The organism is Pseudaeromonas aegiceratis (assembly GCF_046254905.1).
Classification (GTDB): Bacteria; Pseudomonadota; Gammaproteobacteria; order Enterobacterales; family Aeromonadaceae; genus Pseudaeromonas; species Pseudaeromonas aegiceratis.
The window spans coordinates 961,340-976,922 of sequence record NZ_CP158016.1 but is presented as its reverse complement, the minus strand read 5'-3'; the positions used below and the strand labels follow the sequence as shown (position 1 = coordinate 976,922).

Sequence of the window (15,583 nt, the reverse complement as noted above, 5' to 3'; positions counted from 1 at the left end):
TGGCTCACGCTTTTTGCTAAAGTGAGACCGTGGTCAAACGAAAGGGGCCACAAACAAAAACCTCAACCAAGGAGTTCATCATGTACAACTACGACCTGCTTGCCCTGGCTGCCGTTAGCAACCTGTTCTTCAAGAGCCGCGTGCAAAAGGACCTGTACCGCTAAGGTACGGCGCCACACAACAGTTAGTCATCATTGTCCAGAGACATTGCCCGATCAGGGCCCACTGCAACACCCTATCTGCTGTAGCCAAGACGACCCGAGAGGGTCTTTTTTTTGCCTGCTTTTCGCCCCATCCGCTTTGCGCCCAATAAAAAACGGGCCCGCAGGCCCGTCGCTTTCCCCCAGCCATCCTCAGCTGCGCAGGCCTATACCCCGCTGGATCAGGAACCACACCAGGGCATAGAGCACCAGGATGCAGCCGGCGATCAGGCCATAGGCCAGCCAGAGCGACACATCCGATACCCCCAGGAAGCCATAGCGGAAGGTGTTCACCATGTAGAGGATGGGGTTGAGCTGGGAGGCCCCCTGCCAGAAGGGCGGCAACAGGCTGATGCTGTAGAAGACCCCCCCCAGGTAGGTGAGGGGGGTCAGCACGAAGGTGGGGATCAGGCTGATGTCATCGAAGCTCTTGGCGAAGATGGCGTTGAGCAGCCCCGCCAGGGAGAACAGGGTGGCGGTGAGCAGCAGGGTCAACACCAGGCTCACCGGATCATGCACCTGCAAGGGCACGAAGAACAGGGAGACGGCGGTGACTATGGCCCCCACACACAGGCCGCGCACCACGCCGCCGGCCACGTAGCCGGCGATGATCACATAGTTGGGCACAGGTGCCACCAGCATCTCCTCGATGAAGTGCTGGAACTTGGCGCTGTAGAAGGAGGAGGCCACATTGGCGTAGGAGTTGGTGATCACCGACATCATGATGAGCCCCGGCACGATGAACTCCATGTAGCTGAAGCCGTGCATCTGGCCGATCCGGCTGCCGATCAGGTTGCCGAAGATGATGAAGTAGAGGCTCATGGTGATGGCCGGCGGCACCAGGGTCTGCACCCAGATGCGCATGAAGCGGCTGATCTCCTTGACCAGCATGCTCTTGAAGGCGATCCAGTAGATCTGGTTCATTGGCGACGCCCCTCCTCCACCAGTTGCACGAACAGCTCCTCGAGCCGGTTGGCCTTGTTGCGCAGGCTCAGCACCTTGGCCCCCTGGGCGGTCAGCTGCTCGAACAGCGGATTGAGTCCCTGCTGTTTCTCCACCTGTACCGCCAGGCTGTGGCTGTGCACCGGCTGGCTGGCATAGCCGGTCAGCTGCAGGCCGGCGGCGGGACAGTCCAGATCCAGCACGAAGGTCTCCACCCGCAGCTTGCCCAGCAGGGCCGCCATGCTGGTGTTCTCTATGATGCGCCCCTTGTCGATGATGCCGATGTTGCGGCACAGCATCTCCGCCTCTTCCAGGTAGTGGGTGGTGAGTATGATGGTGACCCCCTTGGCATTGAGCTCCCGCAGGAAGGTCCACATGGAGCGGCGGATCTCGATATCCACCCCGGCGGTGGGCTCATCCAGGATCAGCAGCCTGGGCTCGTGCATCAGGGCCCGGGCTATCATCAGCCGGCGCTTCATGCCACCGGACAGGGTGCGGGCCTGGGCCTCCCGCTTGTCCCACAGATCCAGCGCCTTGAGGTAATGTTCGGCCCGCACCTCGGCTTCCTTGCGCGGCACGCCGTAGAAGCCCGCCTGATTGATGACGATCTGCCGCACCTTCTCGAACTGGCTGAAGTTGAACTCCTGGGGCACCAGGCCGATCTGGGCCTTGGCCTGCTCCAGCTGCCGGTCCAGATCGTAGCCAAACACCGACACCTGGCCGGCGCTCTTGTTCACCAGGGAGCTGATGATGCCGATGGTGGTGGACTTGCCGGCGCCGTTGGGGCCCAGCAGGGCGTAGAAGTCCCCCTGCTGCACCGAAAGATCGATGCCCTTCAGGGCCTCGACGCCGCCGCGATAGGTCTTGCGCAATCCCGTGATAGTGAGTGCCTGCATACTGCCTCGTCTTGCCTGCCGCCGCTGGCGGCGAAAACCGAACCGCATTATAGCCAGCCCGGCTCACAAAAAAATGGCAAAAAAAAGGTGGCTTTAGGCCACCTTTTCGAACAATCCACTTTCTGCGCGGCGGACTTACTCCAGCGGCACCACCTTGGCGATGTAGCGCAGGTTGCGATAGCGCTGGGCATAGTCGATGCCCACCCCTACCACGAACTCGTCGGGGATGGCGAAGCCCACCCAATCCACCGGCACTTCCACCTCGCGGCGGGACGGCTTGTCCAGCAGGGTGCAGATGGCCAGGGACTTGGGCTCCCGCAACCGCATGATCTCCCGCACCTTGCTCAGGGTGTGGCCGGTGTCGATGATGTCCTCGACGATCAGCACGTCCTTGCCCTTGATCTCGTCATCCAGGTCCTTGATGATCCGCACCTCGCGGCTGCTGGTCATGCTGCTGCCGTAGCTGGAGGCGGTCATGAAATCCAGGCAGACGTCCGTGCTGGTGACATGACGGCACAGATCCGACAAGAAGACGCAGGAGCCCCGCAGCAGCCCCACCATCACCAGCTCCTGGCTGTCCCGATACCGCTCGTTGATCTCCCGGCCCATCTCGGCGATGCGCGCCTGCACCTGCTCCTCGGGGATCATCACATCGACTCTGTGTTTCATGTCTCTCTCCTGCCCCAGTGGGCATTCAGCTTCAAACTGGCGGCGAGTCTACCACAAAGCCCGCCCCCGCGATCTATTGCCCCCAGGGGGCCATGAGGTCCTGGGGCAACTCCAGGTGATCCAGCAGCCGCGCCACCACGAAGTCCACCAGATCCTGCACCGCAGCGGGCTGGTGGTAGAAGCCCGGCGAGGCCGGCAGTATGGTCACCCCCAGCCGGCTGAGCTTGAGCATGTTCTCCAGATGCAGGCTGGAGTAAGGCGTCTCACGCGGCACCAGGATTAGTTGGCCCCGCTCCTTGATCACCACATCCGCCGCCCGCTCAATCAGGTTGTCCGAGGTGCCGTGGGCGATGGCGGACAGGGTGCCCATGGAGCAGGGCAGTACCACCATCTGCTTGGGGGCCGCCGAGCCGGAGGCCACCGGCGAGAACCAGTCGTGGCGGCCGGGCAGTTGCAGCAGTTCCGGCGCGCAACCAAACCGCTGCACCAGATAGTCCCGGCAGGCAGCGGGCTCGGTGGGCCAGGTCTCCCCCACCTCGGTGGCCAGCACCACCCGGGCGGCGTCCGACAGCAGCAGATGCACCTGCACCCCGGCCTGCAGCAGGCAGGCCAGTAGGCGCAGGGCATAGGGGGCCCCGGAAGCCCCTGTGATGGCCAGGGTCAGGCGTCGCACGCCTGGGTCTCCAGCTGGGCCAAGCGGGCCAGCAACTTGTCGTGGATGCCGCCGAAACCGCCGTTGCTCATCAGCAGTATGTGATCCCCCGGCTTGGCCTCCTGGGCCAGGGTCTCCACCAGCTGATCGATGTCCAGATGCACGCTGCAGGGCAAGGGCGCAGTGGCGGCCACCTGATGAATATCCCAGCCCAGGTTCGGCGAGGTGGAGAGATAACCCAGATCCGCCTGCACCAGGGCGTTGGCCAGCTCAGCCTGATGCACCCCCAGCTTCATGGTGTTGGAGCGTGGCTCCAGCACCGCCAGGATGCGGGCCGCCCCCACCTTGGCCCGCAGGCCGGCGATGGTGGTGGCAATGGCGGTGGGATGGTGGGCGAAGTCGTCATAGACGCTGATGCCGTTCACCACCCCCTTGAGCTCCATGCGCCGGCGAGGCAGCACGAAACGCGCCAATGAGGCGATGGCGGCGGCGGGTTGGATGCCCGCATGGCGGGCGGCGGCGATGGCCATCAGGCCGTTGTGCACGTTGTGGCGACCGATGACCGGCCAGTGCACCTCACCTATGATTTGCCCATCCAGCAGGACGCTGAAGGCGGCGCCGTCGTCGCTCAGCAGTTGGGCCTGCCAGGGCGCCTCGTCGCCGTCCACCTTCTCCAGCTCGCTCCAGCAACCCATGCGCTGCACCTCCGCCAGGGCCACGTCGTCGGCGGCCATCAGCAGGCGGCCTGTGCCGGGCACGGTGCGGATCAGGTGGTGGAACTGCCGCTGGATGGCCGCCAGATCAGGGAAGATGTCCGCATGGTCGTACTCCAGGTTGTTGAGGATCAGGGTGCGCGGCCGGTAGTGGACAAACTTGGAGCGCTTGTCGAAGAAGGCGCTGTCGTACTCATCGGCCTCGATGACGAAGAAGGGCGACTCCCCCAGGCGGGCGGACACCGGGAAGTTGCCCGGCACCCCGCCGATGAGAAAGCCCGGCTGCATGCCGTTGTCTTCCAGGATCCAGGCCAGCATGCTGGCGGTGCTGGTCTTGCCGTGGGTGCCGGCCACCCCCAGCACCCAGCGGGATGCCAGCACCTGATCCCGCAGCCACTCGGGACCCGAGGTATAGGGCAGGTTGCGGTCCAGCACATATTCCACACAGGGGTTGCCACGGCTCATGGCGTTGCCGATCACCACCATGTCCGGCGCGGGATCCAGCTGGGCGGGATCATAGCCCTCGATAAGCTCGATGCCCTGCTCCAGCAGCTGGGTACTCATGGGGGGGTAGACGTTGGCATCGGAGCCGGTGACCCTGTGGCCCAGCTGCTTGGCCAGCACCGCAATGCCACCCATGAAGGTGCCACAGATCCCCAGAATATGAATGTGCATACCGCATCCTCTTACAAATAGTCCCGGGCAGTTTATCAATCCGCCCTTCGTTTGGGCAGCAGTGTAGCCATTTGGTCGCCGGTGGCTATAATACGGGCTCGATTTATCCCTTTTTTTCTTTCAAGGAACCGCCATGAGCCTGAACAATGTGCCGTCCGGCAAGAGCCTGCCCGAAGACATCTATGTGGTCATCGAGATCCCCCAAAACGCCGACCCCATCAAGTATGAAGTGGACAAGGACTCCGGTGCCATCTTCGTTGACCGCTTCATGGCCACTCCCATGTTCTACCCCTGCAACTACGGCTATGTGAACGGCACCCTGTCCCTGGACGGGGATCCGGTGGACGTGCTGGTGCCCACCCCCTACCCCCTGGTACCGGGCGCCGTGATCCGCTGCCGTCCGGTGGGCGTGCTGAAGATGACCGACGAATCCGGTCAGGACGCCAAGGTAGTGGCCGTGCCCCACTCCAAGCTGACCAAGCTGTACGACCACATCCAGGACGTGAACGACCTGCCTGAGCTGCTCAAGGGCCAGATCCAGCACTTCTTCGAGCGCTACAAGGAGCTGGAAGTCGGCAAGTGGGTGAAGGTAGACGGTTGGGGTGACAAGGCCGAAGCCGAAGCCGAAATCCTGGCCTCTGCCGCCCGTTACCAGGGCTAAGCCCGACGTAACCGGGGCAAGCCCCCCGCAAAAAGCCGACCTTAGGGTCGGCTTTTTTGTATCTGATGGTTGTCGCTACCGGGATTAGCAGACGTAGCGGGCCCGCCAATCCCCCGAGGCGATGGCCGCCAGCCCCCGGGTGGGGCCGCGATAGTGGTAGTAGAGGGCCTCGCCCCAGGGGGTGCGCAGGCGGCCATGGTCGTATTCATCCGGCACCTCCTCCAGGCGATCCAGCTGGTTCAGGGTGGGCTCATCCACCACATAGATCTCCCCCAGCACCGCCTGCTGCCCGCTGATCACCCCGGGGTACTCCCCCAGATCCAGCAGGTAGAAGCAGGGCGGGCTCCACCACTGCCCCAGATAGGCGCAATCCGCCAACAGACCGTGGTTGCCTTCGCCCCGCCGCAGGGTGCCATAAACCCAAACCAATGCCATAACCACTCCCCTGTGCTCGTGCCTGCTCTCGCCTCTTGGCTTCTAGTATAGGGAGTCATCTCACGGAGATAAGGACAATTGTGCCGATCTGTGGGGAAAGTGTGGCAAAGGGCGGATCCGGCTGACTTCGGGAAAATCGAGTTCGCCCGGCGAGGCCGGGAGAGACTCAGTGATAGAGATAGACGGCCAGCAGGGCCAGAATGACGAGGTAGGTGAACAGCAGGCCCCACTTGATGGGCCGAGGCGTGGCTCTCTTCATGACGGCATCCCAAAACAAGACAGCAACCTGGTTAACATTATCACAACAACTGCCGAGCTAACCAGATTCTGCCCCGCCACACCTCACAAAAACCCGATATTAGGAGGGCCTGATCTCCTCCGTGGGCAGTGACCCATCACTCGTTTGAAACCCTTTGACGCCACAATAGCAGAGGGCCGCGATCCAGGCGGTCAGGGGCGCCACCAGCACCAGGCTGATGCTGCCCACCAGGATGCGGGCCAGCTCGGCGGAGACTAGCTTGAGATTCAGGATCTGCATCAGGCTGGTGTCCCGCTGCCAGAACATCAGCATCAGGGTCAGAAAGCCCCCCGAATAGGCCAGCAGCAGTGTGGTGGTCATGGTGCCGATCACCGCATTGCCCACCTTGAAGCCGCTGCGCAGCAGGGCCGCCACCCCCAGATCCGGTCTATGCAGGTGCAGCTCCTCCAGGGTGGCCGCCATCTCCATGGCCACGTCCATGGCGGCGCCGCTGGCCCCGAGTATGATGGCCACGCAATAGATCTGGCGCAGATCCAGCCGCATGCCGGTCTCGAAGAACAGCGGCTGGGCCAGGGTCTGGGTCATGCCGTCCAGGTGCAACGCCTGCATGGCCCACCAGCCCAGCAACGCCGTGAGCAGCAGGCCACACAGGGTACCCAGCAGGGCCGCCAGGGTCTTGCGGCTGAAGCCCGCCACCGACACCAGGATGAGCAGCACCAGGGCCAGCACCCAGACGCCACTCCACAGCAGCAGATGGTCGCCGGCCAGCAGCTGCGGGATCAGCCCCTGCCAGAGGATCACCACGCTGCCGACAAAGGAGATGAGGGCCCGCAGCCCCACCCGACCGGCGTACAGCAGCAGCCCCAGGGCAAACAGGCCAAACAGGCCGGCCAGGGGCGCTAGGCGATCCCGGGCGACGATCTGTCCCTGCAGCTGGCCGGCGCCCGTGGAACGCACCGCCAGCCAGACCCCATCCCCCACGGCATAGTACTCGTCGTACTCCATGCTGCCGCTGAAGCGGTTGATCACCCCGGCCACCGGCTGACCAGCCAGCGCCCCCGAGTCGATGACCAGGGTCAGCTTCTGGCTGCCCAGCCGCGCCTGGCCCTGGGTAAACAGATGACCATCGTCCACTGCCACCACCTGGGCCCGCACCTGCTGGCTGCCGGACGGGTCCTGAGGGGCCAGGGTCAGGCGCCAACACAACAAGGCCGCCATCAAGGCGGCCAGCAAGATCACACTCTTGGACATAAGACTCTCCCGGCGCCGGCCACCCAGGGCCGGCCCCCTCCATCAGGCACCGATCTTGAAGTTCAGCACCTGGGCCATGGTCTTGGCCACCTCGGTATTGTCCTTAAAGCCGCCAAAGCGCGCGGCATCCTCGCCGATGGCGGAGAGGGGCACCTGGACGCCGGTGTGGGCATAGGTGGTCCAGTAGATGTTGGCCCGCTCGGAGATCACGTGAGCCACGGCGATGGCGGCGGGATCATAGCCCCCCCAGTCGGCCCCGGACTCGGCGCCCTTGAGGCTGTCCGCCACGTCCAGCGCCTTGTCGATCTGCTGCTTCTCGGCGTCGGTCAGATGGCTCAGGCCATAGTCCTGGGTCAGCCACTGGTAGAAGGCGGTGCGATCCCCGGTGTAGACCTTCTGGGTCTCGTCCTCGATGCTCTTCTTGACGCCGGCCAGCTGGTCAAGCTTCAGGAAGTAGTTCTTGCCAAAGCCCAGCCCCATGCCGCCGGTCTCGTGGTCCGCCGCCACCACCAGCAGGGTCTCCTTGGGGTGTTGCCGGTAGAAGGCCAGGGCCTGCTGAATGGCCGAGTCCAGCGCCAGGGTGTCGTCTATGTTGCCGGTCACATCATGGGCGTGGCCGGCGTGGTCGATGCGCCCGCCCTCCACCACCATGAAGAAGCCCTTGTCCTGCTTGGGCTGGTACAGGGCCTCGATGCCCTTGCCCACCAGCTGCGCCAGGCTGGGGGTGGCGTTGCCGCGATCCAGCTCGTAAGGCAGGTGGGAGGCACTGAAGGCGGCAAACAGCTTGTCACCGGCCTTGGGGCTGTAGTGCAGGAAGTCGGCGGAGGCCTGCTCACCGACGAAGGTGGTGTAGCCTTCCCCCTTGAGCTCCTGCACCAGATCCCGGGCGTCCTCGCGCTTGCTCTTCAAGGCGCCGCCCTTGGGCACGAAGTGGCGATAGCCACCACCGGCCACGTAGTCGATGTTCGCCTTGAGGTAATCGGTGGCGATGCCGTTCTCGTCATCCCGATCCGGGTTCTTGGAGAAGAAGGCGGCGGGGGTGGCGTGGGTCAGGCGGGTGCTGGTGATCATGCCGGTCTTCATGCCGTGATCCCGGGCCTGCTCCAGCAGGGTGGTGACCGGCGTGCCATCCGGCAGCTGGCCCACCACGCCGTTGTCGGTCTTGACCCCGGCGGCCAGGGCGGTGCCGGCGGCGGCGGAGTCGGTCACCAGGCTGTTGGCGGAGTGGGTGGTGGTGATGCCGGCGATGGGCAGGCTGTCCATGGCCAGCCGCAGGCTGGGATCCTGCTTCTGTTGCTGCAGGTAGTACTCGGCCACCTGGCGCTGGGAGGACCCCATGCCGTCACCGATGAAGTAGAACACGTACTTGGGGGCGGCCTGGACGGCGCCGGTGGCCAGCAGCAGGGAGCCGACCAATAAGCGGTAGCGCAGGGACATCTTTAACTCCTTCTTTTTGTAAGGTCTTTGGCGTGATGGGGAGCCAACCTAGGCTCCCCAAATGACCAATGCCTGACAAAATGATGAACAAAAGATGTCAGCGCCAGCCGAAGCTGATCCAGATCAAACGGACCGTCTGCCCATGCCATTCAGCAATACGCATGAAGGCCTGTCTGGGGCAGGCCATCCCCCACCTAACCTCCCCCTTGGTAAGGGGGAGGAACGGTATTTCCCTTCCCTTGATGCAGTTAAGGCGCCAACGGCGCCTTAACTCATCGTCTTGGGCCTGCAGCCCTTACTGCGGCAGCAGGCCACAGGCCTGGAGCTGGGCCAGCAGCTGCTCGACGCCGGTATTGATGTCCACGCCGTGATTCTGCAGATGCACCTCGGCGGCCGCCGGCGCCTCGTAAGGGTCGTCAATGCCGGTGAAGTGCTTGATTTCGCCGGCCCGCGCCTTCTGGTAGAGCCCCTTGGGATCCCGCGCCTCGCACTCGGCCAGGGGGACGTCCACAAACACCTCGATAAACTCCCCCTCGGCGAAGCGCTCGCGGATGGCCTGCCGCTCGGCCCGGTAGGGCGAAACAAACGCCGCCAGCACCACGAGGCCCGCATCCACCATCAGCTTGGCCACCTCGCCGATGCGCCGCAGGTTCTCCTGGCGATCGCTTGGGGTGAAGCCCAGATCCGAGCACAGGCCGTGGCGCACGTTGTCGCCATCCAGCAGATAGGTGTGGATGCCCCGCGCCACCAGGGCCGCCTCCAGGGCGCCCGCCAGGGTGGACTTGCCGGAGCCGGAGAGGCCGGTGAACCAGAGCAGGGCCGGCTTGTGGCCCTTCTGGGCGGCGCGGGCCGCTTGGTCGATGTGGTGGCTATGCCAGACGATGTTATTCACGTGCACTCCTTAAAACGGGAACAGCCAGGGCACCATCACCAACACCCCCAACGAATAGGCCAGGGAGATCGGCAGGGCCAGGGTCAGGTAACTCTTCATCCGATAGTTGCCGGCGGCAAACACCATCAGGTTGGTCTGGTAGCCATAGGGCAGTATGAAGCTGGCGCTGGCGCCAAACAGTACCGCCAGAATAAAGGGCATGCTGGCCACACCCAGGCTCAACGACAGCTGATAGGCCAGCGGAAACGCCAGGGCCGCGGCGGCATTGTTGCTCATCAGCTCGGTGAGCACCAGGGTGAACAGGTAGACGGTGACGAAGGCCAGCCAGGGGCTGGCGCCGTTGAAGTGCGCCTGCAGGAAGCTCACCAGGGCCTGGGCCAAGCCGGTGGCCTGCAGCTGATCCGACAGGGCCAGGGCCCCGCCCACCACCAGCCAGATCTCCAGCGGGAAGCGGCGACGCAGCTCCGCCAGGGTCAGAATACCGGAGAGCAGCAGCCCCACCAGCATGATCAGCAAGCCCTTGAACAGGGGCACCCAGCCCAGCACCGACAGGGCCAGCACGCCTAAGAAGCCCGCCACCACGGCGGCGCTGCGCCGTCCGTCCAGCCTGGTGGAGGCCTCCAGGCCGCTCACCACCACAAACTCCCGGGACAGGGACTTCTTGTGGGCGAAGCCATGACCCGGCGCCAGCAACAGGGTGTCGCCACCCCGCAGCTCTATCTTGCCCAGGCCACCGGTGAGCCGGCTGTTGCCACGGCGCACCGCCAGCACCACGGCATCGAACTGATGGCGGAACTGGGCCTCCTTGATGGTGCTGCCCACCAGGTTGGAACCCGGGCTCACGATCACCTCCACCAGGTGCTGGCCCTTCAGGCGATGCTCGCCGTACAGATCCAGCCCCTTCATCTCCTGCAGCAGGCCCACGCTCTCCACGTCGCCGGCAAACAGCAGCACGTCCCCCTGGTGCAGCTCCTGGCTGGGTTCCACCGGGCAGATCACCTGATCACCGCGGATGATCTCCGCCAGAAACAGGCTCTTGAGGGCCCGCAGGCCGTTGTCCTTCACCGAGCGGCCGATCATGGGCGAGCCCGCCGGCACCTTGGCCTCCAGAAAATAGGCGGTGTCCTGAATTTCCTCCCGCTTCTCCTCTTCCGGCAGGTGGCGGGCGAACAGCAGCACGGCGATGAGGCCGGTGAGCAATGTACCCGCCCCCACCATGAAGAAGTCGAACATGCCTAAGGGCGGCACTCCCAGCTTCTCCAGGAAGCTGTTGACGATCAGGTTGGTGGAGGTGCCGATCAGGGTCAGCACACCGCCGAAGGTGGCGGCAAAGCACATGGGCAGCAGCAGGCGGCTGGCGCTGTGATGGGGATTGCGCTTGATGGCCCCCAACATGGAGGCCACCACGGCGGTGTTGTTGACGAGGGCGGAGAGGATGGCGGTGGAGAACCACAGCTTCACCAGCACCAGATTGAAGGAGCCTCGCCCCATCAGGCCGGCGAACCAGCTCATGATGCGGGTCTTCTCCACCGCCACCGACACCAGCAGCAAGAGCACCAGGGTCAGCAGGGCGCTGTTGGTGTAGCCGCTGACCACCTCTTCGATATCGGCCAAGCCTGCCAGGTAAGTCACCAGCACGGCCCCGCTAAAGAGCATGGCGGGGCGCACCTTGCCCTGTACGAGCAAGACGATGAGGCTAACCAGCAGACCCAACACCAGCAACTGCTGCCAGGTCATAACGGCTTACTCCTTGCTGATGTCGATGGCCTGCCAGTGGGGGAAGTGCTTGCGCACCCAGGCGTTCAATTCCAGCTCGTAGTCGCTGTACTGGGCCTTGGGCGCCTGGGTATCCCCCAGGGCTTCCACCACCATGCCGGCACCTATGGTCACATTGGTCAGGCGGTCGATGACGATAAAGCTGCCGGTATCCCGCACGTCGGTATAGGGATCCACCGCCACGGCGTTAGTGAGCGCCAACTCCACCAGGCCGATTTCGTTCAAGGCCAGCTCGCTGGCATCGTGCTTAGCCAGGGTGTTGACGTCGATGCGGTGACGGATAAGTTCCACCTGGCCCTGGGTCTTCTTGGTGGCCAGCTTGATGTCGTACTGGCGACCGGGCTGCAGCGGGCTTTCGGTCATCCACACCAGGTTGGCCAGCAGGCGGCGAGCCACCTGGGTGGGGGCATTGGCCGCCACCAGCAGGTCACCCCGGCTGATGTCGATCTCATCCTTCAGAGTGAGAGTCACGGCCTGCCCCGCCACCGCCTCGTCCAGATCGCCATCGAAGGTGACGATGCGCTCCACCACACTCTGCTTGCCGGACGGCAGCGCTGTGACGGTGTCGCCGGGGCGCACGGTGCCGGCCGCCAGGGTGCCCATGTAACCGCGAAAGTCCAGGTTGGGGCGGCTGACGAGCTGCACCGGCAGGCGCAGCGGCAGGTGATCCTTGTGCTCACCGACCTCGGCGTTTTCCAGCAGGGTGAGTAAGGGCTCACCCTGGTACCAGGGGGTATTGGCGCTCTTGGTCACCAGGTTGTCACCATCGATGGCGGAGAGCGGCACCAGCTTGATGTTGGTGGGGGGCAGCAGGCGGGCGAACTCCAGGTAATCGGCCTGGATACGCTCGAAGATCCCCTGATCGAAGCCCACCAGATCCATCTTGTTGATGGCCACCACGAACTGGCGGATCCCCAGCAGGCTGGCGATGAAGCTGTGACGCCGGGTCTGCTCCAGCACCCCTTTACGGGCATCGATCAGAATGATGGCCAGCTCGCAGGTGGAGGCGCCGGTGGCCATGTTGCGGGTGTACTGCTCATGGCCCGGGGTGTCGGCGATGATGAACTTGCGCTTGGCGGTGGAGAAGTAGCGGTAGGCCACGTCTATGGTGATGCCCTGCTCGCGCTCCGCCTGCAGGCCGTCCACCAGCAGGGCGAAGTCCAGCTTCTCGCCTGTGGTGCCCACCTTCTGGCTGTCGGATTGCAGGGTCTTCAACTGATCTTCATACACCTGGCGGGAGTCGTGCAGCAGGCGGCCGATCAGGGTGCTCTTGCCGTCGTCCACGCTGCCGCAGGTCAGCAGGCGCAGCAGGCTCTTGTGCTGCTGCTGTTCCAGATAGGCCTCGATGCTGCCGCTTTGCTTGATTTCGTCGGCGATAATGCTGTTCATCTTGTCTGTCCCCTAATCCTTAGAAATAACCCTGGCGTTTCTTCAGCTCCATGGAGCCGGCGCTGTCGTTGTCGATGACCCGCCCCTGCCGCTCGGAGGTGGTGGAGACCAGCATCTCCTCGATGATCTCCGGCAGCGTGGTGGCGTGGGAGTCGATGGCGCCGGTCAGGGGGTAACAACCCAGGGTACGGAAGCGCACCCACTCCTGTTGCGGCACCTCGCCCTCGGCCAGGGGCATACGCTCGTCATCCACCATGATCTTGACGCCGTCGCGCTCCACCACGGGGCGGGGCTTGGCGAAATAGAGGGGGACCAGCTCGATGTTTTCCAGGTAGATGTATTGCCAGATGTCCAGCTCGGTCCAGTTGGACAGGGGGAAGACGCGGATGCTCTCGCCCTTGTTCACCTGACCGTTGTACAGGCGCCACAGCTCGGGGCGCTGGTTCTTGGGATCCCAGGCGTGGTTCTTGTCGCGGAAGGAGTAGACCCGCTCCTTGGCCCGGGACTTCTCCTCGTCACGGCGGGCACCGCCGAAGGCAGCGTCGAAGCCGTACTGGTTCAGCGCCTGCTTGAGGCCCTGGGTCTTCATGATGTCGGTGTGCTTGGCACTGCCGTGGACGAAGGGGCTGATGTTCATGGCCAGCCCGTCGGGGTTCTTGTGCACCAGCAGGTTCAGGCCGTACTTCTTGGCGGTGTAATCGCGAAAGGCGATCATCTCCTTGAACTTCCAGTTGGTGTCCACGTGCAGCAGCGGAAACGGCAGGGTTCCCGGATAGAAGGCCTTGAGGGCCAGGTGCAGCATCACGGAGGAGTCCTTGCCGATGGAGTAGAGCATCACGGGGTTTTCAAACTCCGCCGCCACTTCCCGGATGATGTGGATGCTCTCTGCCTCGAGCTGCTTCAAATGAGTCAATCTAGCCTTATCAATCACTGCCTACTCCTCAGGCCGGCGTCTGCCGACACCGCTTGTCGCCTTGAACTGGTTGCCTTGCATAGGGGAACGCCCACCGGCGCCACTTGTTAGCAGCGACTATAGGCGGCGCCAAATCCGGCATAAAATAATAAAAACGAACTTTTTATAACGAAGAGCTATTAGAACCGGTGGATCTCCCGCCGCAGGCCTGGCTTGATCCCACCCGCGATTTTCCTGCCCTACACTGGAGCTGAGTCTATCCCTGGCGTAAGATGCCGGTCGTATCTAATTGAAACCATTACAGGAGCCAGTGCATGTTGCCTATCAACCCCAGTACAGTGGTGTTGGCGATCTTCGTCTTTTTGGTGGTGATAACCCTGAAGGGCGCCATCAAGGTGGTGCCCCAGGGCTTCAACTGGACGGTGGAACGCTTCGGCCGCTACACCCGTACCCTGCGCCCCGGCCTCAATATCCTGATCCCCTTCGTGGATCGCATCGGCCGGCGCATCAACATGATGGAGCAGGTGCTGGATATCCCGCCCCAGGAGGTGATTTCCCGGGATAACGCCAACGTCACCATAGATGCGGTGAGCTTCGTCCAGGTGATCGAGGCCCACCAGGCCGCCTATGAGGTGACGGATCTGATGCTCTCCATCAAGAACCTCACCATGACCAACATCCGTACCGTGCTGGGGGCCATGGAGCTGGATCAGATGCTCTCCCAGCGGGATGCCATCAACGAGAAGCTGCTGGCCACGGTGGACGCCGCCACCAACCCCTGGGGGGTCAAGGTGACCCGCATCGAGATCAAGGACGTGCGGCCCCCCGCCGATCTGGTCTCCTCCATGAACGCCCAGATGAAGGCCGAGCGGCAGAAGCGCGCCGAGATCCTGGAGGCCGAAGGCATACGTCAGTCCAAGATCCTGAAGGCCGAGGGGGAGAAGCAGTCCCAGATCCTGAAGGCCGAAGGGGAACGGCAGGCCGCCTTCCTGGCCTCCGAGGCGCGGGAGCGCCAGGCCGAGGCCGAAGCCAAGGCCACCCAGATGGTGTCCGACGCCATCGCCGGCGGCAACGCCCAGGCCATCCAGTACTTCGTGGCGCAAAAGTACACCGAAGCCCTGACCCGCATCGGTGACAGCCCCAACAGCAAGCTCATCATGATGCCCCTGGAAGCCAGCCAGATCATCGGCTCGGTGGCCGGCATCGGCGAGCTGTTCAAGGACCTCAAGGATAAGCGCGCATGATGAGCGAGCTGCTGCACGGCTGGAGCCACTGGCACTGGTTGATCCTGGGCTGCCTGCTGCTGGTGCTGGAGCTATTGGGCACCGCCGGCCTGCTGCTGTGGACGGGCCTCGCGGCGCTGCTCGTTGGCCTTATCAGCTGGGTGGTGCCGATGGGCACCACGGCCCAGTGGCTGCTGTTTGCCGTCGCCGCCAGCCTCACCACCTTTGCCTGGTGGCGCATCCAGCACGGTAAGGACAGCGAGGAAGACAGCCAGCGCACCCTCAATCAGCGCATGAGCCGCTATCTGGGCCGCCAGACCCGCCTGCTGCAAGCGGTGGAGAACGGCAGCAGCCGCATCAAGCTCGACGACACCGTCTGGCCGGTGCGCTGCGAACAGGCCCTGGCCGCCGGCGTCCTGGTCAAAGTAGTGGCGGCGGACTCCATCTGTTTGACCGTGGAACCCGTGGCGGGGGATGGCCCGCAGTAGCGGTTATCCCTTGGGGTTGATAGGGCGGCTGAGGCCGCCCTTTGTTTTGGCCGCTGGCGGCACCTGGGCCGCGACGCCCTGCCGCTGGCGCGACCACTGGCATGCCAAATTG

15 protein-coding genes are annotated in these 15,583 nt (G+C 63.7%); 3 read left to right on the top strand and 12 right to left on the bottom strand.

The annotated features are described in order from the left end of the window. Nucleotides 1-353: 353 nt before the first annotated feature. The 5 genes from ABHF91_RS04780 to mpl all read right to left on the bottom strand — a co-directional run bounded on the left by ABHF91_RS04780 (nt 354) and on the right by mpl (nt 4,747). On the bottom strand, nt 354-1,124 hold the full coding sequence (locus ABHF91_RS04780) for an ABC transporter permease (RefSeq protein WP_409422325.1): 771 nt from the start codon (nt 1,122-1,124) through the stop codon (nt 354-356). Beyond that, complete coding sequence (locus ABHF91_RS04775; RefSeq protein WP_409422324.1) at nt 1,121-2,038, bottom strand: ABC transporter ATP-binding protein; 918 nt, start codon at nt 2,036-2,038, stop codon at nt 1,121-1,123. The genes ABHF91_RS04780 and ABHF91_RS04775 overlap by 4 nt, the downstream gene beginning before the upstream one ends. Nucleotides 2,039-2,173: 135 nt before the next feature. Further along, nucleotides 2,174-2,707 carry a hypoxanthine phosphoribosyltransferase gene (gene hpt / locus ABHF91_RS04770; RefSeq protein ID WP_409422323.1) on the bottom strand — a complete coding sequence of 178 codons (534 nt, stop codon included), beginning with the start codon at nt 2,705-2,707 and terminating at the stop codon, nt 2,174-2,176. A 73-nt stretch (nt 2,708-2,780) separates the two neighbouring features. Further along, nucleotides 2,781-3,380: a flavin prenyltransferase UbiX gene (locus ABHF91_RS04765; RefSeq protein ID WP_409422322.1), complete on the bottom strand. Its 600-nt coding sequence runs from the start codon at nt 3,378-3,380 to the stop codon at nt 2,781-2,783. Beyond that, on the bottom strand, nt 3,368-4,747 hold the full coding sequence (gene mpl, locus ABHF91_RS04760) for a UDP-N-acetylmuramate:L-alanyl-gamma-D-glutamyl-meso-diaminopimelate ligase (RefSeq protein ID WP_409422321.1): 1,380 nt from the start codon (nt 4,745-4,747) through the stop codon (nt 3,368-3,370). The genes ABHF91_RS04765 and mpl overlap by 13 nt, the downstream gene beginning before the upstream one ends. Before the next feature lie 133 nt (nt 4,748-4,880). Between mpl and ppa the strand changes: the two genes are divergently transcribed. Continuing rightward, nucleotides 4,881-5,408, top strand: coding sequence for an inorganic diphosphatase (ppa, locus tag ABHF91_RS04755; RefSeq protein WP_409422320.1), 528 nt, complete (start codon nt 4,881-4,883; stop codon nt 5,406-5,408). An 84-nt stretch (nt 5,409-5,492) separates the two neighbouring features. Here the strand turns inward: ppa and ABHF91_RS04750 are convergent, their stop codons facing one another. From ABHF91_RS04750 to cysD, 7 genes are all read right to left on the bottom strand, one after another. Continuing rightward, entirely contained in the window at nt 5,493-5,843 is a 351-nt protein-coding gene (locus ABHF91_RS04750) for a gamma-glutamylcyclotransferase (protein ID WP_409422319.1), read from the bottom strand. 358 nt (nt 5,844-6,201) lie between these two features. Further along, nucleotides 6,202-7,353 carry a YibE/F family protein gene (locus ABHF91_RS04745; RefSeq protein ID WP_409422318.1) on the bottom strand — a complete coding sequence of 384 codons (1,152 nt, stop codon included), beginning with the start codon at nt 7,351-7,353 and terminating at the stop codon, nt 6,202-6,204. 42 nt (nt 7,354-7,395) lie between these two features. Then, nucleotides 7,396-8,790 carry an alkaline phosphatase gene (locus ABHF91_RS04740; protein ID WP_409422317.1) on the bottom strand — a complete coding sequence of 465 codons (1,395 nt, stop codon included), beginning with the start codon at nt 8,788-8,790 and terminating at the stop codon, nt 7,396-7,398. Nucleotides 8,791-9,085: 295 nt separating this feature from the next. Further along, complete coding sequence (gene cysC / locus ABHF91_RS04735; RefSeq protein ID WP_409422316.1) at nt 9,086-9,682, bottom strand: adenylyl-sulfate kinase; 597 nt, start codon at nt 9,680-9,682, stop codon at nt 9,086-9,088. Nucleotides 9,683-9,691: 9 nt separating this feature from the next. After that, entirely contained in the window at nt 9,692-11,419 is a 1,728-nt protein-coding gene (locus ABHF91_RS04730) for an SLC13 family permease (RefSeq protein WP_409422315.1), read from the bottom strand. Nucleotides 11,420-11,425: 6 nt separating this feature from the next. Further along, entirely contained in the window at nt 11,426-12,847 is a 1,422-nt protein-coding gene (gene cysN, locus ABHF91_RS04725) for a sulfate adenylyltransferase subunit CysN (protein ID WP_409422314.1), read from the bottom strand. A gap of 19 nt (nt 12,848-12,866) precedes the next feature. Further along, nucleotides 12,867-13,778 carry a sulfate adenylyltransferase subunit CysD gene (gene cysD / locus ABHF91_RS04720; protein ID WP_409422313.1) on the bottom strand — a complete coding sequence of 304 codons (912 nt, stop codon included), beginning with the start codon at nt 13,776-13,778 and terminating at the stop codon, nt 12,867-12,869. A gap of 305 nt (nt 13,779-14,083) precedes the next feature. Between cysD and ABHF91_RS04715 the strand changes: the two genes are divergently transcribed. Continuing rightward, nucleotides 14,084-15,004 carry an SPFH domain-containing protein gene (locus tag ABHF91_RS04715; RefSeq protein ID WP_409423080.1) on the top strand — a complete coding sequence of 307 codons (921 nt, stop codon included), beginning with the start codon at nt 14,084-14,086 and terminating at the stop codon, nt 15,002-15,004. Then, nucleotides 15,001-15,471, top strand: coding sequence for an NfeD family protein (locus ABHF91_RS04710; protein WP_409422312.1), 471 nt, complete (start codon nt 15,001-15,003; stop codon nt 15,469-15,471). Before ABHF91_RS04715 ends, ABHF91_RS04710 begins: the two co-directional genes overlap by 4 nt. The last annotated feature ends 112 nt before the right edge of the window (nt 15,472-15,583 follow it).

Bases quoted from the DNA above. Each gene is read 5' to 3' on its own strand.
- cysN (WP_409422314.1), bottom strand. From the start codon at position 12,847: ATGAACAGCATTATCGCCGACGAAATCAAGCAAAGCGGCAGCATCGAG.
- ABHF91_RS04745 (WP_409422318.1), bottom strand. From the start codon at position 7,353: ATGTCCAAGAGTGTGATCTTGCTGGCCGCCTTGATGGCGGCCTTGTTG.
- ABHF91_RS04740 (WP_409422317.1), bottom strand. From the start codon at position 8,790: ATGTCCCTGCGCTACCGCTTATTGGTCGGCTCCCTGCTGCTGGCCACC.
- ABHF91_RS04750 (WP_409422319.1), bottom strand. From the start codon at position 5,843: ATGGCATTGGTTTGGGTTTATGGCACCCTGCGGCGGGGCGAAGGCAAC.
- ABHF91_RS04775 (WP_409422324.1), bottom strand. From the start codon at position 2,038: ATGCAGGCACTCACTATCACGGGATTGCGCAAGACCTATCGCGGCGGC.
- ABHF91_RS04710 (WP_409422312.1), top strand. From the start codon at position 15,001: ATGATGAGCGAGCTGCTGCACGGCTGGAGCCACTGGCACTGGTTGATC.
- ABHF91_RS04780 (WP_409422325.1), bottom strand. From the start codon at position 1,124: ATGAACCAGATCTACTGGATCGCCTTCAAGAGCATGCTGGTCAAGGAG.
- hpt (WP_409422323.1), bottom strand. From the start codon at position 2,707: ATGAAACACAGAGTCGATGTGATGATCCCCGAGGAGCAGGTGCAGGCG.
- mpl (WP_409422321.1), bottom strand. From the start codon at position 4,747: ATGCACATTCATATTCTGGGGATCTGTGGCACCTTCATGGGTGGCATT.
- ABHF91_RS04730 (WP_409422315.1), bottom strand. From the start codon at position 11,419: ATGACCTGGCAGCAGTTGCTGGTGTTGGGTCTGCTGGTTAGCCTCATC.
- ppa (WP_409422320.1), top strand. From the start codon at position 4,881: ATGAGCCTGAACAATGTGCCGTCCGGCAAGAGCCTGCCCGAAGACATC.